A 16,353-nucleotide genomic window follows, 5' to 3' on the forward strand; every position below is an offset into this window, starting at 1 on the left:
TCGCAACAGGGGCGGCGACTACGGTGGCGACGTATTAAGCAAGTTCGACAATTCGGCTTAACACTCCATTTAACCTAGGGGCTGTTCACAGCGAACGGCAAGAGGGTCAGGGGGAGTTGGCGTGGGGGAGCGTGATGATCCGGGGACCATCGGTCGCCGGGTGCAGCGGTTGCGTGTCGAACGGGGGCTGACACAGCGGCAGTTGGCGGAGCCCGTGTACACCCCCGCCTACATCTCCACCCTGGAGTCGGGCCGGGTGCGGCCCTCCGACGACGCCCTGCGGCATCTCGCGGAGCGGCTCGGCGTCGCCTTCGAGGAGCTGGCCACCGGGCACTCGGCGCGGCTCGTGACCGAGCTGCGGCTGAGGCTGACCGAGGCCCAGCGGACCCTCGCCGTCGGGGAGGCGGAGGCGGCTGCGGGGCAGTACGCCGAGCTGCTCGCCGAGGCCCGGACACACGGTCTGGCCCCCGAGCAGTCCGCCGCCCTCCTCGGTCTCGGCGAGTGCGCCCTGGAGACGGGCGAGCTGGTGGCGGGCCGGGAGTACTTCGAGCGGGCCGAGGCGTGCCTGGCCGACGCGCCGCTGCCCGCCCGGGTCCCGGCCCTGCGCGGCCGGGCCGTGGCGCACTACCTCGCCGGCGAACTTCGTTACGCCGTCTACCTGCTGGAGACCGCCCTCGACGAACTGAACCGCGGCGGCCTGCACGACCCCGACGCCCTGTTGCTGCTCTACGCCAGCGCCATCGGCCCGTACATGGACATGGGCGCGCACGCCCGCGCCGCCCAGGCGGCCGAGTTCGCCCTGGCGCTCGCCCCGCAGTCCGGCGACCCCGCCCTGGTCGCCCGGATGCACCGCTCCGTCGCCCGGACCCTGGTCGCCGAGGGCCGCCTCGCCGAGGCCGACGCCTCCCTGGCCAAGGCCGCCGAGCTGTACCGGAGCCTGCAGATCCGCACCGAACTGGCCAACTGCCACTGGATGCGCGGCTACGTCTACGCCCAGGACGGCCAACTCGAGCGCGCCGAAGCGGAGTTGCGCGAGGCCCTCGGCATGCTGTCGGCCAGGCGCGCCGCCCTCTACAGCAGCCAGGTCGCCGTGGAGCTGGCCGACGTGCTGCACCGACGCGGCAGGTCCGACGAGGCCGCGGCCCTGCTGCACGACGTCCTCGGGCACCTGTCCCCCGAGCGCGGCGCCGTCCACTCCGCCGCCGCGCACCGGCTGCTCGGCATCATCGCCGAGGACGCCCGCCGCACCGAGGACGCCGAGGAGCACTACGTCCGCGCCCTGAGCCTGCTGGAGCGGGCGGGCGCGGCGGGGGACCTGGCCGACTTGTGCCGGTTGCTGGGCGACCTGCTCCGGCGCACCGGGAGGGTGGAGGCGGCCCTGGACGTCTACCGGACGGGCCTCGGGCACCGTACGGCCCCCGGCACCACCACCCTCGGGCCCGCGCCCGCACAGCCCCCTCTGTGAGGGCGCACGCGCTCCGCGCAGCCGCACGGGTTAGCCTCCTCGCGGGATGTGAACGACCGGGGCGGGGCACGTGGAGAACCAACGGACGGTGGGCGACGGCATACGGCTGGGCCTGCGGGCCCTGGTGTACGCCGTCCTCGGGGGCGCCGCGCTGATCACCGTCGTGACGGTGGCGTCGGTGCTCGGGCCCGTGCTGGCGCTCGACCTCTACACCCCGCCCGTCGCGGCCTGGTGGACGGTGTTCACCGCGATCACCGTCCAGGGCGTGCCGTTCCTGCTGCTGGGCACGGTCGTGTCGGCGGCGATCGCGGCGTTCGTGCCCGAGCGGGTGTTCCAGCGGCTGCTGCCCCGCCGCGAGGCCCTCGCCGTGCCGGTCGCGGGGGCGGCGGGCGTCGTGCTGCCCGGCTGCGAATGCGCGTCCGTGCCGGTGGCCGGGAGCCTGATACGGCGCGGTGTCGCCCCGGCGGCGGCGCTCGCCTTCCTGCTGTCGGCGCCCGCGATCAACCCCGTCGTCCTCGTGGCGACCTCGATCGCCTTCCCCGGGCAGCCGGAGATGGTCCTCGGCCGGCTGGTCGCCTCGCTCGCCACGGCCGTGGTGATGGGCTGGCTGTGGGCGCGGTTCGGCCGTGAGGAGTGGCTGCGGCTGCCGAAGGGGGGCGCGGCGCACGCCCCGGGTGGCCCGCGGGCCTTCGTCGCCGGGCTGCAGCACGACTTCCTGCACGCGGGCGGGTTCCTGGTGGTGGGGGCGGCGGCCGCGGCGACGTTCGGCATCGTCGTGCCGCGGTCGCTGCTGGAGGTGTTCACCGGGTCGGCCTGGCTGTCGGTGCTGCTGCTCGCCGTGCTGGCGGTCGTGCTGTGCGTGTGCAGTGAGGCCGACGCGTTCGTGGCGGCGTCGCTGAGCGGCTTCTCGCCGACCGCGCGGCTGGCGTTCATGGTGGTCGGGCCGATGGTGGACCTGAAGCTGTTCGCGCTGCAGTCGGGCACGTTCGGCAGGGCCTTCGCTGTGCGGTTCTCGTCCGCGACCTGGGTGGTGGCCGTGGTCAGCAGCGTGCTGGTGGGGTGGTGGCTGCTGTGAGGCGCTACGGACCGGCCGTACTGCTCGCGCTCGTGGGCGCGGCGATCCTGCGGGTGTCGCTCTTCAGCGAGCTGTACCTGAGGTACGTGCAGGCGGGGTTGCGGCCGTACCTGGTGGTGTCCGGGGTGGTGCTGGTGCTGCTGGGCGCGGTGGTGGCGGTGATGACGGCGGTGGCACGGACGGCCGGGGAACAGCGGGACCCGCGCCAGGACCCGTACCACGGCGACGACCCCCACCAGGACCCGTACCACGGCGACGGCGACGGCCAGGACCAAGACCATGGCCACCACCCGGGCGACGGCCACGGCCACGGCGATGGCGACAGTCACGGCGACGACCACGACCCCGGCCACGACCCCGGCCACGACCACGGCGGCGACCCCGGCGACGACCACCACCCCGGCGACGGCCACGACCACCATCACGGCCCCCGAGTCGCCTGGCTCCTGACCCTTCCCGCGCTGGCCCTCCTCGTGTTCCCACCGCCCGCCCTCGGCTCCTACAGCGCTGAGCGCGAGGCGGCCCAGCGTGCCGCGCGGGGCGTCGGCAGCTTCCCGGCCCTGCCCGCCGGGGACCCGGTCGACCTCACCCTCGGCGAGTTCGGCTCCCGGGCGGTCTACGACAGCACCCGCTCCCTGGAGGGACGTACGGTCCGGCTCACCGGCTTCGTCACCCGGGGCGGCGACGGCACCTGGTACGTCACCCGCCTCCTCGTCTCCTGCTGCGCAGCCGACGCCCAGGCCGCGAAGGCCGAGGTGAGCGGCGCCGACGCCCCGCCCGTCGACACGTGGGTGACGGTCACCGGGACCTGGCACCCGCGGGGAAAGCCGGGCTCGGCCGCCGCCTGGCCGCCGGTCCTGGACGTCACGTCCGTACGGCGGGTGCCGCAGCCGGACAACCCGTACGAGAAGCGCTGAGGCCGGGGCCGGCGCCGACGGCCCGCGCAGAAGTTTTGCCCCACGCGCTTCGGGTAGTCGGGGCACCATTTCCGGGACGGCTCGGAGCCTGACCGGCGGCTACGGCTATGGGTACCCGTACGGGTACGGGTCCGGCAGGACAGATGCCGGACGCGGACCTGGACGCGGCGCCCGGGAGGCATCGGGCGTCATTCCAGGTGGGACGCGGGCCGGACGCCCCGCTTCGGTGCCGGGCCGGCCGTCGGTGTGAAGGCGCGGTGAACGAAGGAGGCGGTGGGCGTGCGGCCCAGGGACGATCCCCGAGGCGCCCCCGACGGCGAACCGGGGAGGCCCCGCCGCCCAGGGGACGGTGACCTGGATCCGGACGGGGCCCGGACCGCCGACGTGATCGCCCGGGGCGTGCGCGGTGCCGAGCCCGGTGAGCTGCCGGCGCGGCTGTGCGAGGTGGCCGTGGAACTGCTGCCGGTGACCGGTGCCAGCGTGTCGCTGCGCAGCGGGGGCATGCCCGTACAGCTGAGCGCGAGCAGCGACCGGGCCGCGCACCTGGGGCAGATCCAGGCGACGCTGGGCGACGGCCCCTGCCAGAGCGCGCTGGAGGACGGGGCGCCCGTCCTCGCCTGCGACCTGACGAGCGGCCGGGACGCGGGCCGCTGGCCGGTCTTCGCCCAGCAGGCGACGGCGGCCGGGGTCCGGGCGGTGTACGCGGTGCCGCTGGGCAGCGGCGCGGTGTACGTCGGCACCCTCGACCTCTACCGGGACAGCCCGGGCGGGCTCACCGAGGGCCAGCTGCACGTGGCCCGGATCGTCGCCGGTGTCATGACGGTGGCCCTGATGGCGCTGCCGCACGGGGACGAGCCCGAGACGCAGGACGGCGAGGCCTGGCTGAGCGGGCTGGCCGCGGACCACGACGAGGTCTACCAGGCCGTCGGCATGATCATGGCGCAGCTCGGCGTGGCCGCCGACGACGCGCTCGCCCGGTTGCGGGCGGACGCCTTCGTGCGGGGCGTCACCGCCCTGGACGCGGCACGGGAGGTGACCACACACCGCAGGCGCTTCGACCGGGACTGACGCCCGGCCTCAAGAACGCCTGAGACGGGTCAGATCTCTGCCCGGCCCCGCTCCCTGATCTCCGCCAGCCGCTGCGCCCCGAGGCGTACGGCCTCCTGCGTGACCTCCGCGTACACCTCGCCGAGGCCGGCGTTGGTGAGCGTGATCGCCTCCTCCCCGACCCGGACGGCGGCGAGGTCCATGGTGAGGTACGTCAGCTCCCCCTCCTCCGTCTCGCCGGCCAGCGTCACCCGCAGGCCCTGGCGGGCGTCCCCCACCGGAGGCAGCGGCATGTCACCGACCTGCACGCTCTGGACGCCGCCGCGTGTGGTCGCCGCCGTGAACTCGCCGCACCGGCCCGGCAGCGACTTCAGCCAGTCGAGCGTCCGGTCGACGTCCGCCGGGGGATGGGCGCCGACCTGGTAGCGCACCTGCGCGTCAGTGTCGGCGTCGTCGAGCGCGTACGTCGCGTGCGGGCCCTTCGGAGGGCCGAACGGCTCCTCCGTGTAGAGGGCGTCGAGCAGCCGCTGGCACTCGCGGTCCTCGGTGGTGGCCTTGAGCAGCCCGTCCCGCCAGGTCCGCGCGCCCCGGGTCGGCACCCACGGCTCCCCCAGATCGGCCTCGGTGATCAGCGCCGCCCGGGCCTGCGCCTCGGTGAGTGCCGCCCCGGAGCCGGCGGGCTGCTCCACGGCAGGCGACACGGCGGACGCGGAGGGGGAGGCGGACGCGGAGAACCATCGCGGCCGCGGCTCGTCCTGGACGGAGCAGCCCGCCGTGGCGGCCAGCAGGGAGGTCACGGACAGCGCGGTGACGAGCAGGGCACGGGCGGTGGCCGGAGGGTGGGTCATCGGGGTGCCTCCTGGAGGGGCGGGCCGGGGCTGTCCAAGATCGGGTTCGTGCTCTCACGGCACCACCGCGACCGCCCGTTCACCAGCGCGACGAGCCGTCCGGGTGAGGTGACGGCGTGGGAGCGCCGCCGCGACGGCCCCGCCGCGCAAAATCCGTCGCCCCGACGCCGCACCTCCTGTTACTGGGACCGCTCCGAGGGGCGAGCTCAGAGCGCCCACCGCGTACGGCCGAAGCCCCCGTGGACGGGGCCCTCCGGAGAAGGCGCCCTCGGGGAGGGCGACATGAGGCCCGTACTGGCACCAGGACCGGGGGCGCCGGGACTGCCGCCGCCCTCAAGGCAGGCCGCGCCACCTGACGGGCACGTCGTAGGGTCGCCGGTACGACAGCCCCGTGCGGGAACAGGTGGAAGGAGTCCTCGCCGTGACGGACGGTCAGCGCATCCCGGTGATCATCGACTGCGACACGGGCGTCGACGACGCCCTCGCCCTGCTCTTCGCCGTACGGCACCCGGCGCTCGACGTGCGGGCGATCACCTGCGTCGCCGGGAACACGGACGTCGACGGGGTCGTCCGCAACACCCTGACCGTGCTGGAGGTGGCCGGGGCCGGCGACATCCCCGTCGCCCGGGGTGCCGAGCGTCCGCTGATCGAACCCGTGCGGACGGCGCGGCATGTGCACGGGCAGGACGGTATGGCCGACCTGGGGCTGCCCGCGCCGACCCGGGTGCCGGTCGACGTGGACGCGGTGACGCTGCTGCGCCGCGAGATCCTCGCCTCGCCGAGGCCGGTCACTCTCATTCCCATGGCGCCCCTGACGAACATCGCGCTGCTGCTGCGGACGCACCCCGAGGTGACCCGCAACATCGAGCGGATCGTGTTCATGGGCGGCGCGGTGGCGACCGGGAACGCCACACCGGTCGCGGAGTTCAATGTCTGGCACGACCCGGAGGCCGCCGCGGTCCTGCTCACCGCGGGCGTGCCGATCACGATGTACGGCCTGGACGTGTTCAAGAGGGTCCTGGTGCCCGCCGGGGAGGTGCAGCGGCTGCGGACGAGCGCGGATGCGAGTCTGCGGATGGCCGGCGAGCTGCTCGCCCACCGCGACCCGGCCACCTCCGGCGATCCCACTCCCACGGGCGGCCTCGGCGACGCGGGCGCGGTCTGCGCGGTCGTCGACCCGCAGGGCCTGACCACCGAGCGCCTGCCGGTCGAGGTCGTCCTGGCCCCGGGGCCCGCCCGCGGCCAGACGGTCGTCGACCGCCGCCCAGTGCCCGGGGAGTCCGAGATCCACGAGGGCACCCGTGAACAGCCCCTGGTGGACGTGGCGTTGGATGTCGACGTGGAGCGGTACGTGCGGCTCTACCTGAAGACGGTGTAGCCCCGGACGTCCGGGGCCCGGGCGGCCGAGGCGCACGACGGCCCGCGGCTGAGGGAGCCGCGGGCCGTCGTGGGGTGTTCCGTGCGGGTTACGCGTTGCGCTTCGCCGCGCGGCGGCGGGTCGCGATCACGAGGGCCGCGCCGCCCGCGAGGAGCGCCGCCGCGCCGATGGCGATCGGGCCCGTGTTGCTGTCGGCGCCGGTCTCGGCGAGGTCACCGCCGCCGCCGTTCGGCTTCGGGGCCGGAGGCGTGGTCGACTCCGAGGCGGACGGGGTCGGGGTGTCCGTGTCCGTCGCCGGCGGGGAAGACGGCTCCGTCGGCTCGGACGGGGTCGCCGGCGGCGTCGTCTCCTCGGCCGGCTCCGTCGGGGTCGCGGGCGGCGTGGAGGCGGGCGGCTCCTCCGACGGCGGCGGCGTCGTGCAGTCCTTCGTGCCGCCGTTCCACGCCGCGATCAGCTTGTCCTTGATGACCGGGCGGTCCGGACCCTTGGGCAGCTCGCCGTGCTCGAAGCCGTCCTTCGCGTCGAGCCGGCCGTCGAACTTCACCGCGCCCCGGTAGAGGTCGATCTGCCCGAAGCAGCCCTTGTCGGGGATGGCGATGTCGAGCGAGTCGGTGCCGCCCGGCTTGACCGTCACCGTGTCGAAGTCGACGAACACCTGCTCGCCGGAGGTCGCGAAGGTCGCGCCGTGGGCGAGGTAGGACGCGAGGGAGGCCGTGCAGGTCGACGCGTCACCGGCGGCGCGGACCTTGATGTGGATCTTGCCGTCGTCGGTCGGCTTGAGGTTCTCGTCGTCGACCTTGACCGAGTCGTGGAAGTTCGTGCCGTCGAGTGAGAACAGGCAGCGATCGGTCCCGGTCTCCGTACCCGCGCCCGTCCCGGGCTTGTAGCTGCCGCCGGACGACCAGCCGTCACCGCCGGGCGTACCGGTGGCGAACGCGGTCGTGGCGGAGGCGGCGCAGAGGACGAGGGCCGCGGCGCCCGTCCCCAGCAGGCGTCGCGCGGTGACACGTCTCGCTATGGACATGCGGATCCCATTTCTTGGCGTGTGCCGGAACCCGGGTGACGGCGTGCGGGCAGCGCGCGGCGCGCGCTGCCGGGGCCGTACCGAGGGTGAGTGGTCTGAGAAACACTGGGCTCATTGGTCGCATGCGCCTCAGTGCGTCCCATCGTGGCCGCGCGGCAGCAGGCTGTCAACCTGCGAGTATGCAACGGAAGTTAGTCCGCCATCACACTTTCATTACAGCGGGAATGGATCACTCCGATCGACCAGATGGTTCCTTTTTCCGGCATTCTGGACAGATTCCATGCTGTCGCCCGCATGCCCGGCAAAGGAGACCGCGTGACCGATCGCTCCACCCTCGACCTGTCCTCCCGGGATCCCGACTGGTGGCGCCAGGCCGTCGTCTACCAGGTCTATCCCCGCAGCTTCGCCGACGCCGACGGAGACGGCCTCGGCGACCTGCGCGGCATCACCCGCCGCCTCACCCACCTCGCCGCCCTGGGCGTGGACGCCCTGTGGCTGAGCCCCTTCTACCCGTCCGAGCTCGCCGACGGCGGCTACGACGTCGCCGACCCCCGCGGCGTCGACCCGCGCCTGGGCACCCTCGACGACTTCGACGCCCTGGTCGCCGAGGCCCACCGGCTCGGCCTGAAGGTCATCGTCGACCTCGTGCCCAACCACTCCTCGCACCAGCACGTGTGGTTCCAGGAGGCCCTGTACGCCGGGCCCGGCTCGGCGGCCCGCGACCGGTACGTCTTCCGCGACGGCCGGGGCGAGCACGGAGAACTCCCGCCCACCGACTGGCAGTCCGTCTTCGGCGGCAGCGCCTGGAAACGGGTGCCCGACGGCCAGTGGTACCTGCACCTGTTCGCCCCCGAGCAGCCCGACCTCAACTGGGAGAACCAGGAGGTCCGCGCCGACCACCGCACCACCCTGCGCTTCTGGTCCGACCGCGGGGTCGACGGCTTCCGGGTCGATGTCGCCCACGCCCTCGTCAAGGACCTGAGCGAACCGCTGCGCGACCTCGGCCGGCCCGAGCTGAGCAGCGAGGAGGCACTCACCGCGATGCCGCCGGGCACGCACCCCTTCTACGACCGTGACGACGTGCACGAGATCTACCGCGACTGGCGCAAGATCCTCGACGCCTACCGCCCGCCCCGCATGGCCGTCGCCGAGGCCTGGGTGCCCGGCGCCCGCCGCGCCCTCTACGCCCGCCCGGACGAGCTCGGCCAGGCCTTCAACTTCGAGTACCTCCAGGCCGGGTGGGACGCCGGCGAGCTGCGGCAGGTCATCACCGACTCGCTCGCCACCGCCCGCGCGGCCGGTGCCTCGGCCACCTGGGTGCTGTCCAACCACGACGTGATCCGCCACGCCTCCCGCCTGATGCTGCCGCCGGGCACCGACCTCAACGCCTGGCTGCTCTCCGGCGGCCACGCCCCGGCCGTCGACGAGGCGGCCGGGCTGCGCCGGGCCCGGGCGGCCACCCTGCTGATGCTGGCGCTGCCCGGCTCGGCGTACGTCTACCAGGGTGAGGAACTCGGCCTGCCCGAGGTCGCCGACCTGCCCACCGAGGTGCTCCAGGACCCGATCTGGGAGCAGACGGGCCACGTCCGCAAGGGCCGTGACGGTTGCCGGGTGCCACTGCCGTGGACGACGACCGGACCGTCGTACGGCTTCGGGCCCGGCGGTGCCTGGCTGCCGCAGCCGCCCGGCTTCGCCGCCTACGCCGTCGAGGCGCAGGACGGCGCCGAGGGCTCCACCCTGGAGCTGTACCGCACGGCCCTCCGGCTGCGTCGCAAACTCCTCGAGGGCGAGGAGCTGACCTGGGCGGCGGACGCCCCGGACGGTGTCCTGCAGTTCGACCGCTGCGAGGGCTGGCGCTGCGTGACGAACCTGTCCGCGGCGGCGGTTCCGCTGCCGGCCGGTGAGGTTCTGCTGAGCAGTGCCCCACTGGAGGGCGGCCGGCTCGGGCCGGACACGACGGTGTGGCTCGGGCGCTGACCTCTGCCGGGCGGCGGCCCCGGTCCCCACGACGGCCCGCCGCCCTCCGCCGCCGGCCCTTCGCCACGGGGCTTCTGTGACGGGCCCTTCGCCGCGGGGCTTCTGCGACGTGCTCTCCACCACGGGCCCGCCGCCACCGGCCCTCCGCGACGGGCCCTCCCTCACGAGTCCTCCCCTGAGGGCCCGCCGCCACCGGCCTTCCGCCACCGCCCGGCCCAGCACCGCGCGCCGCCTCCCGCACGCCCCGCGAGAATCGCTGGCAGAGTCCCGTCGACGTCCGCAACAGGGAGCCCCGCCGGCGCAGGCGGGCGCAGGTCAGTAGCGCACCGCCCGGGCGGCCTCCGCCCGGACCTCGCCGGACAGGTCGTGGGTGCTGCGCGCGGTGGCCGTGGCGGACTCCCCGGCCTGCACGTGGTCCACGGTCACGATGACCGTGTCGGTCAGCCGGCCCTCGGCGTCGGTGAAGTCGACCTGGACCGCGAAGGACCGCTCGGAGTCGTCGGTGTTGGTGACGGTGACCTCGGACCGGGCCCGGCCGTCGGAGCCGACGGCGGGCGGACCGGCCTTCACATCGTCCTTGACGTCGACGCCGCCCTGGATGTCGTCGAGCAGGCGCCCGGCCTCCGCCGTGGCCGACTCCACCGCCTCGGGGGCCTGCGAGGCGATCGACCCGACCGCCGACTCGGCCTTGCGGGCGGTGTCGGCGGGGCTGTTGCCGCCGCAGCCGGTGAGCACGGCGGCCAGGGAGAGCGCCAGGGCCGCCCCTCCCGTCGCCCAGCCTGTCCGGTGGCGGGCAGCCATGTCGCCTCCCTGGAGAGCCGTCGGCAGAGGCACCCGGTCCGCGGGGCCTCACAGCCGGTCTCGGCGCCTTACAAACGGTCTCGGGGCCTCACATCCGGCACGTCCGGGGCGCGTAGCCTCACGTGCGCCCGCTGCCGCCGCCGCCGAAGGATCCGCTGGATCCGGGCGACCAGCGCCGCGGTTTCTGGTCCTTGCCGGTCCTGGTGCTCGCGCGGTGGAGCTCATGGGGCATGATCCGCCGGCCGTCGCGGGCCACGACCGGCACGTCGTCGGGTTCCCGCATCTCCCGCGTCTCGCGGACCGGCCCGGCGTCGGGGAGGTGCGGCTGTTCCTCGAGGCCGGGGTGGTGGGTGTCCTTGTCCATCACGCGCATCCCGACGCGTACGGCCCAGATCAGCGCGCCGGCCACGATCAGCCCGCCGACGAAGGCGATGGCCACGGCGATCGCGTGATCCGTCGACGCCGCCAGCAGTTCATACGTTGCCGTCTTCATATTCCGATTATCGCCGACGGATTGCCATAAAGCGCCCGGAATGTCCGGCAGTGTGGACCGGGCAACCCCTGTCGCCCCGGTCAGCACCGCTCCGCGGGACCGGATGCACGCGGGCACGGAAGAAGCAGTTCGGCGCGGGACCCCGGGCCCCCGCGCCGCATTCGCCGCGCGGGCCCGCTCCGGCCACAGGGCTCACTCCCGCTCCGTCTCCGGGAACGGTACGGTGGAGAAACCGGGGGGTGCGCAACCGGTGGCCGAACCGGTCTCCTGGCCACGTCCCCCTGTTCGCAGCAGGAGCCCCGATGACGTCTGCATCCTCCTCACCGCCACCGCGCCCGGCATCACGTGAAGTCCGGCTGCTGCTCGCCGAGCAGTCGCGCTACGGCCGTACGGCCCGCCGTATCGACGGGGCGTGGTGGCCCCGCTCGTACGACCTGGCGGAGGAGCTGACCGGACTGCTGGGCGTGCTGCCGCCCTCCTGGGGCCGCATCAGCAGTGTCCTGGTCAACGGGGACACCTGGCCGGACAGCCCGGAGCAGATGGATATCGCCGGGCAGACGGTGCACGTCGGCCACACCGACTCGCCCACCGCGCCCCACACCGTCTGCCTGCTCACGCCCGGCCGGGGCCGCTGGGACCTGCTCGTGGTGCCGCCCGCGACCACGGAGGCGGAGGCGGCCCGGCTCATGGAGCGGGCCGTCGCACAGGACGCCTGACGCCGACGCCTGACGCCGTGACCTGCCTGCCGGGGCTCAGGGCAATACAGCTAGCGCGCGAGCAGCACCAGGGCCAGGGCGACCAGCGCCGGGACGGTCTGGACGAAGAGGATCTTCCGGCTGGCGGTGGCGGCGCCGTACAGCCCCGCGATCGCCACGCACACCAGGAAGAACACCGAGACCTGGAAGCCCACCGGGTCGGAGGCCACCGCGCCCCACAGCAGACCGGCGGCGAGGAAGCCGTTGTAGAGGCCCTGGTTGGCGGCGAGGGCCTTGGTGCCGGAGGCGAACTCGGCGGTGGTGCCGAAGGCGGCGCGGGCCCGGGGGGTGGTCCACAGGAACATCTCCAGGACCAGGATGTAGGCGTGGAGCGCGGCGAGGGCCAGTACCGCGATCGTGGCGAGGGTCGACATGCGCTCATCATCACAGGCCCGCGGATCCCGTCCTCGTTGGGGCCCGTCCTCGTTCGGTCCGCGTCCCCGTTCGGTCCCCGTCCCCGTTCGGTCCCCGTCCCCGTTCGGTCCCCGTCCTCGTTCGGGCCCTCCCGGGAGGCGGGGCGGCCCGGCGGGTGGCAGATTGCGGCCAGAGGAAGGCCGGGCCTGGCCGTCGCGTCCCCGCGTGTGCCGCTCGGGAGCCCGGCCCGGCCTTCCCGCATGCCGGGGCCGTCAGGTCAGTAGCCGATCCGGAACGTCGCGTCCGCCCGGTCCGTGGCGGTGGAGACGGGGTCGATGCGCAGGGCGTAGTCGGCGTGCCGGATGTAGCGGGTGGGGAAGTTGTGCGAGCGGAACGACGTCCAGGTGGCGTCGGCCAGCCCCGCCACCTTGTGGAAGGTCGCGTCCTGGGCGAACGCGGAGGTGCCGTCGTCCGGGTCGAGGCGCAGTGCGTAGCTGTAGTGCCGCAGGTACCGGCCGGGGTAGTTGACCGACTGGAAGGACACCCCCGACGCGTCGGCCAGGCCCGGTACGAGCTTCCACTGGGCGTCGGTGTACGGGTCGAAGGGGTAGGGGTCGATCCGGCCGGCGAACCCCGTGTGGCGGACGTAGCGGTCCGGGCGGTTGTACGACTTCAGCCGGTTCCAGTCCGGGGCACCCCAGTGGGCCAGGAGGTTGTCGTACTGCGTGCCGGTGAGCGGCGCGATGCTGCCGTGCTTGGAGTTCACCGGCTGGGTGTAGCGGCGCTGGTCGACCGGCGTCCAGGTGCCGGAGGCCAGGTCGGTGGTCTGCCAGACGTAGAAGACGCCGTTCGGTGTGTAGGTGTCGCCCCAGAGGTACCAGGTGCCGGTCGACTGCGAGCGCACCAGGGTCGGCGCCTCGGTGCCGCCGTGGGCCACCGGCGTGCTGAAGACCTGCCAGCTGCCCGGGGCGAGCGTGGCGGACCGGGCGCCGACCAGGGTCTGCCGCGAACTGTGCTTGAAGTACATGTAGTTGGTGCCGCCGACGCCGAGGGCGAAGCTGCCGTCGATCACGTCGTAGCCGGGGTCGAAGAAGACCTGGGGTGCGGAGACCGTACGGAAGTCGGTCGTGTAGTTGACCATCAGCACGTTGTGGCCGCTGGAGTTCACCGACGAGTAGACGATTGCGTACTGCCCGCGTGAGGCGTCCCAGTACGCCTCCGGGGCCCAGCTGTGGGTGGTCATGCCGTGCAGCTTCAGCCTGCGGTAGCCGGTGAGGGAGCGCAGGTCGGCGGAGTCCCAGACGTGGATGTACTGGCTGTTGTAGCTCCAGTCGGTGCCCTTCAGGTCGGTGGCCAGGACGGCGAACGTGCCGTCCTGCCTGCGCAGGACGAACGGGTCGCGCAGGCCGCCCGCGCCCTGGGTGGGGGTGACCACGGGCCTGTTCTGGTTCAGCGGCGTCCACTCCAGGCCGTCGAGGCTGACGGCCAGGTGCAGGCCGTAGTCGGTGCCCAGCCCGTCCGGGGACTCGGTGAAGTAGCCCATCACGTACGCCGGTCCCGTCGCGGCGCCGGCCGCACCGGCGCCGAGGGCCAGGTCGGTGGTGAGAGCGAGCGGCAGGGTCGCGGCCATGCCGAGGACATGGCGGCGGGAGGGTCTGCGGGGGGAGGTCATGGCGGCTCGGCCTTCCGTCGGGGGTACGGAGCGAAGCATCATGGTCGAAATTCCGAACACAGTTCGGGAATTCGGCCAGACGGTAGAGCCGGAACCGCGCGGCGTCAATGAGCCGGACGCGAACTCCCTTCGGGGGCGGTCCTCGTGGCGCGGCGGCCGCCACGGCGGGTGACGACTCCGGATCGGCCGACGGCCGGTTTTCGATCATCCCCTCGAAGGATGCAAGCCCTGTCCGCTTCCCTTGACGATGATCCCGGCCTGTTCGAACACCGAACTCGAACACAAGGGAAGGGGCAAGCAGTTGCGCATCGCCCGGCTCCTGGGAACCGTCCTGGGCACCACGTTGCTGACGACCACCGCCGTACTGACCGCGCCCGCGCACGCCGGTACCGCCGTATCCCGCGACGCCGCGTCGCTGGACGCACCCGCGCTGCGTGACGCGCTGGACGCCGTCCACGAGGCGGGCATGTACGGCGTCTTCTCCTCCGTCCGGGACGGCGGCGAGCGGTGGACCGGGGCCTCCGGTGTCGCCGACGTCGACACCGGCCGCCCGGTCACGCCGGGCATGCGGCAGCGGGTGGGCAGCATCAGCAAGACCTTCACCGCGGTGGGGCTGCTCCAGCAGGCGGAGCGTGGCCGCATCCGGCTCGACGCCCCCGTCGGCGACTACCTCCCGGACCTGATACCCGGGGAGCGCGGCCGGCAGATCACCGTCCGGATGCTCCTCAACCACACCAGCGGGATCGGTGACTACGTCGCGGGCGCCTTCCCCTCCCTCACCCAGGGCTCGGCGGCCAGTCTCGACGAGGAGCGCTTCCGCTCGATCCGCCCGCGCGAACTGGTCCGGCTGGGCCTCGCGGCCCCCGCGACCGGACGCCCCGGTATGGTGCCGGGCTCGTACTCCAACACCAACTACGTCATCGCCGGGCTGCTCCTGGAGAAGGTCACCGGCCAGAAGGCGTACACGTACCTCACCCGCAACGTCATCGACCGGGCCGGTCTGCGCCACACGTACCTGCCGCGCACCCCGTACATCAAGGGCCCGCACCCGCGCATGTACGAGTCGTTCCACGGCCTGATCGACCCGCCCCGCGACTACAGCGTGTACGACATGTCGTGGGCGTACACGGCGGGTTCGGTCGTCTCCACCACCGACGACCTGAACCGCTTCTACCGGGCCCTGCTCGGCGGGAAGCTGATCGGCGAGGCGTCCCTCGGCGAGATGACGCGCACGGTTTCCGTCTCCGGCATCGACTACGGCCTCGGCATCTACTCCGTCGATCTGCCCTGCGGCCGCTTCTGGGGCCACGACGGCGCGGTGTTCGGAGCGGGCACGATCGCGCTGTCCAGCCGTGACGGCAAGCGCCAGATGGCGGTGGCGCAGAACCTGATGAAGTACCAGGAACTCGACGGCCAGGGCGTACCGCAGGCGCACCCGATCGACGACGCCCTCGGCGCCTACGTCGTCGGCGCGCTCTGCCCGGCCGCCCCCGAGGCCGGAACGGCGAGCCCGAGGGCCCGCGGAGAGCGGCTCACGCGGCTGCCACGGATCGACGATGCTCCGTTGACCGGCGATTCTCTGTCGACCGACGGGCCTCACCTTTGATCAGCGGTCTCCCTGGTCTCGCCCGATTCTGATCGCATTCTGAACGAGCGGTTCATGGCTCCCTGAGGGCCGTTTTGCGGAACCTTTGCCCGGGGGCCGGGCGTTGGATGGGTGTGCGCGCGTGAGCGGGTGCGCTAGGTGATGCTGACGAATACCGAGGTGGCGGCAATGGCAGTGTGGGACCGGCTCAAGGACCAGGCCAAGGCTCTCCAGCAGGGTCAGGCCGGACGTGGCGCGACTCCCGGCGGGCACAGCGGCGGGCACAGTGGCGGGGCGAGGTCCGGCGGGGGCGGCAAGGCCCAGCTGGTCGGCCTGTTCAAGACGCAGCTCGGATCGCTGAAGAACGAGTTGAAGAGCGGTGCCTACCGGGACGCGAGCATCGCCGTGTGCGCCCTGGTCGCGGCGGCCGACGGCCAGGTGGATCCGGCCGAGCGGCAGCAGGTGGAGTCGATGATCCTGAACAACGACGTGCTGCAGAACTTCCCGCCGGAGCAGCTGCGCCAGCGCTTCAACAAGCACGTGGACCAGCTGACGATGAACTTCCAGCACGGCAAGGCCGAGGCGATGCAGGAGATCGCCAAGGCAGCCAAGAAGCCCACCGAGGCGCGGGCCGTGATCCAGACCGGCATGGTCATCGCGGGCGCTGACGGCCACTTCTCCCAGGCCGAGGCGACGGTCCTGCGCGAGGCGTGCGCGGCGCTGGGGGTGTCCCCGGCCGAGTTCCAGCTCTGACCGGCGTGGAGTGGGAGGCGGCGGCCCCCGCCCCGCCGCCCGGCGTCACCGGCGAGACGCTGTTCCCGCACGTGTTCGGCCCTCTCGACCGGGACGCCGTCGACCACGTCCTCGAGGTGCGGTGGGACGCGGAGGGCCGGGCGGTGGGGATGCACCTCGTCCGCCAGGACCCCTGACCGGGCCGCTCGGGCTCGACACGGCCGACGTGG

At 73.4% G+C, this 16,353-nt stretch carries 15 protein-coding genes and 1 pseudogene; 10 read left to right on the forward strand and 6 right to left on the reverse strand.

Annotated features, from left to right (window positions below):
• Window positions 1-121: 121 nt before the first annotated feature.
• The 4 genes from ACZ5TL_RS02010 to ACZ5TL_RS02025 all read left to right on the forward strand — a co-directional run bounded on the left by ACZ5TL_RS02010 (window position 122) and on the right by ACZ5TL_RS02025 (window position 4,525).
• Window positions 122-1,465, forward strand: a complete 1,344-nt coding sequence (locus ACZ5TL_RS02010; protein WP_468586653.1) for a helix-turn-helix domain-containing protein — start codon at window positions 122-124, stop codon at window positions 1,463-1,465.
• Window positions 1,466-1,535: 70 nt separating this feature from the next.
• Window positions 1,536-2,540 (forward strand): permease, encoded by a 1,005-nt coding sequence (locus tag ACZ5TL_RS02015; RefSeq protein ID WP_468586655.1) that lies wholly within the window; start codon window positions 1,536-1,538, stop codon window positions 2,538-2,540.
• The gene (locus ACZ5TL_RS02020; protein ID WP_468587080.1) at window positions 2,537-3,457 is read left to right on the forward strand and encodes a TIGR03943 family putative permease subunit; all 921 of its coding nucleotides are present in this window, start codon (window positions 2,537-2,539) and stop codon (window positions 3,455-3,457) included. Before ACZ5TL_RS02015 ends, ACZ5TL_RS02020 begins: the two co-directional genes overlap by 4 nt.
• Window positions 3,458-3,730: 273 nt before the next feature.
• Complete coding sequence (locus tag ACZ5TL_RS02025; protein ID WP_468586657.1) at window positions 3,731-4,525, forward strand: GAF and ANTAR domain-containing protein; 795 nt, start codon at window positions 3,731-3,733, stop codon at window positions 4,523-4,525.
• Window positions 4,526-4,554: 29 nt separating this feature from the next.
• Here the strand turns inward: ACZ5TL_RS02025 and ACZ5TL_RS02030 are convergent, their stop codons facing one another.
• Window positions 4,555-5,352 carry a hypothetical protein gene (locus ACZ5TL_RS02030; RefSeq protein ID WP_468586659.1) on the reverse strand — a complete coding sequence of 266 codons (798 nt, stop codon included), beginning with the start codon at window positions 5,350-5,352 and terminating at the stop codon, window positions 4,555-4,557.
• A gap of 421 nt (window positions 5,353-5,773) precedes the next feature.
• Between ACZ5TL_RS02030 and ACZ5TL_RS02035 the strand changes: the two genes are divergently transcribed.
• A complete protein-coding gene (locus tag ACZ5TL_RS02035) occupies window positions 5,774-6,730 on the forward strand; it encodes a nucleoside hydrolase (protein WP_468586661.1) in 957 nt (318 codons plus the stop codon).
• Between the two features lie 88 nt (window positions 6,731-6,818).
• On the opposite strand, the gene ACZ5TL_RS02040 is transcribed toward ACZ5TL_RS02035, so the two are convergent.
• On the reverse strand, window positions 6,819-7,754 hold the full coding sequence (locus ACZ5TL_RS02040; RefSeq protein WP_468586663.1) for an LAETG motif-containing sortase-dependent surface protein: 936 nt from the start codon (window positions 7,752-7,754) through the stop codon (window positions 6,819-6,821).
• Between the two features lie 294 nt (window positions 7,755-8,048).
• Between ACZ5TL_RS02040 and ACZ5TL_RS02045 the strand changes: the two genes are divergently transcribed.
• Window positions 8,049-9,731, forward strand: coding sequence for a glycoside hydrolase family 13 protein (locus ACZ5TL_RS02045; protein ID WP_468586665.1), 1,683 nt, complete (start codon window positions 8,049-8,051; stop codon window positions 9,729-9,731).
• 315 nt (window positions 9,732-10,046) lie between these two features.
• Here ACZ5TL_RS02045 and ACZ5TL_RS02050 read toward each other — a convergent pair whose 3' ends face one another.
• Both ACZ5TL_RS02050 and ACZ5TL_RS02055 read right to left on the reverse strand, forming a co-directional pair.
• Complete coding sequence (locus ACZ5TL_RS02050) at window positions 10,047-10,532, reverse strand: hypothetical protein (RefSeq protein WP_468586667.1); 486 nt, start codon at window positions 10,530-10,532, stop codon at window positions 10,047-10,049.
• A 118-nt stretch (window positions 10,533-10,650) separates the two neighbouring features.
• Window positions 10,651-11,025 carry a DUF6479 family protein gene (locus ACZ5TL_RS02055; RefSeq protein WP_468586669.1) on the reverse strand — a complete coding sequence of 125 codons (375 nt, stop codon included), beginning with the start codon at window positions 11,023-11,025 and terminating at the stop codon, window positions 10,651-10,653.
• 302 nt (window positions 11,026-11,327) lie between these two features.
• Between ACZ5TL_RS02055 and ACZ5TL_RS02060 the strand changes: the two genes are divergently transcribed.
• The gene (locus tag ACZ5TL_RS02060; protein WP_468586671.1) at window positions 11,328-11,741 is read left to right on the forward strand and encodes a DUF5994 family protein; all 414 of its coding nucleotides are present in this window, start codon (window positions 11,328-11,330) and stop codon (window positions 11,739-11,741) included.
• Between the two features lie 50 nt (window positions 11,742-11,791).
• Here ACZ5TL_RS02060 and ACZ5TL_RS02065 read toward each other — a convergent pair whose 3' ends face one another.
• Complete coding sequence (locus ACZ5TL_RS02065; protein ID WP_468586673.1) at window positions 11,792-12,154, reverse strand: DUF1304 domain-containing protein; 363 nt, start codon at window positions 12,152-12,154, stop codon at window positions 11,792-11,794.
• Window positions 12,155-12,411: 257 nt separating this feature from the next.
• Window positions 12,412-13,806 carry a glycoside hydrolase family 43 protein gene (locus ACZ5TL_RS02070; protein WP_468586675.1) on the reverse strand — a complete coding sequence of 465 codons (1,395 nt, stop codon included), beginning with the start codon at window positions 13,804-13,806 and terminating at the stop codon, window positions 12,412-12,414.
• Window positions 13,807-14,107: 301 nt separating this feature from the next.
• Here ACZ5TL_RS02070 and ACZ5TL_RS02075 point away from each other — a divergent pair, with 301 nt between their 5' ends.
• The 3 genes and pseudogenes from ACZ5TL_RS02075 to ACZ5TL_RS02085 form a co-directional block, all read left to right on the forward strand.
• On the forward strand, window positions 14,108-15,412 hold the full coding sequence (locus ACZ5TL_RS02075) for a serine hydrolase domain-containing protein (protein ID WP_468587082.1): 1,305 nt from the start codon (window positions 14,108-14,110) through the stop codon (window positions 15,410-15,412).
• 168 nt (window positions 15,413-15,580) lie between these two features.
• Window positions 15,581-16,144, forward strand: coding sequence for a tellurite resistance TerB family protein (locus tag ACZ5TL_RS02080; RefSeq protein ID WP_468586677.1), 564 nt, complete (start codon window positions 15,581-15,583; stop codon window positions 16,142-16,144).
• A gap of 5 nt (window positions 16,145-16,149) precedes the next feature.
• Window positions 16,150-16,320: pseudogene (locus ACZ5TL_RS02085) on the forward strand (hypothetical protein); the annotation flags it as partial.
• Window positions 16,321-16,353: the final 33 nt, after the last annotated feature.

This window comes from Streptomyces sp. NPDC033136, from assembly GCF_055578235.1.

Bases quoted from the DNA above. Each gene is read 5' to 3' on its own strand.
- ACZ5TL_RS02030 (WP_468586659.1), bottom strand. From the start codon at position 5,352: ATGACCCACCCTCCGGCCACCGCCCGTGCCCTGCTCGTCACCGCGCTG.
- ACZ5TL_RS02040 (WP_468586663.1), bottom strand. From the start codon at position 7,754: ATGTCCATAGCGAGACGTGTCACCGCGCGACGCCTGCTGGGGACGGGC.
- ACZ5TL_RS02045 (WP_468586665.1), top strand. From the start codon at position 8,049: ATGCCCGGCAAAGGAGACCGCGTGACCGATCGCTCCACCCTCGACCTG.
- ACZ5TL_RS02050 (WP_468586667.1), bottom strand. From the start codon at position 10,532: ATGGCTGCCCGCCACCGGACAGGCTGGGCGACGGGAGGGGCGGCCCTG.
- ACZ5TL_RS02055 (WP_468586669.1), bottom strand. From the start codon at position 11,025: ATGAAGACGGCAACGTATGAACTGCTGGCGGCGTCGACGGATCACGCG.
- ACZ5TL_RS02060 (WP_468586671.1), top strand. From the start codon at position 11,328: ATGACGTCTGCATCCTCCTCACCGCCACCGCGCCCGGCATCACGTGAA.
- ACZ5TL_RS02065 (WP_468586673.1), bottom strand. From the start codon at position 12,154: ATGTCGACCCTCGCCACGATCGCGGTACTGGCCCTCGCCGCGCTCCAC.
- ACZ5TL_RS02070 (WP_468586675.1), bottom strand. From the start codon at position 13,806: ATGACCTCCCCCCGCAGACCCTCCCGCCGCCATGTCCTCGGCATGGCC.
- ACZ5TL_RS02080 (WP_468586677.1), top strand. From the start codon at position 15,581: ATGGCAGTGTGGGACCGGCTCAAGGACCAGGCCAAGGCTCTCCAGCAG.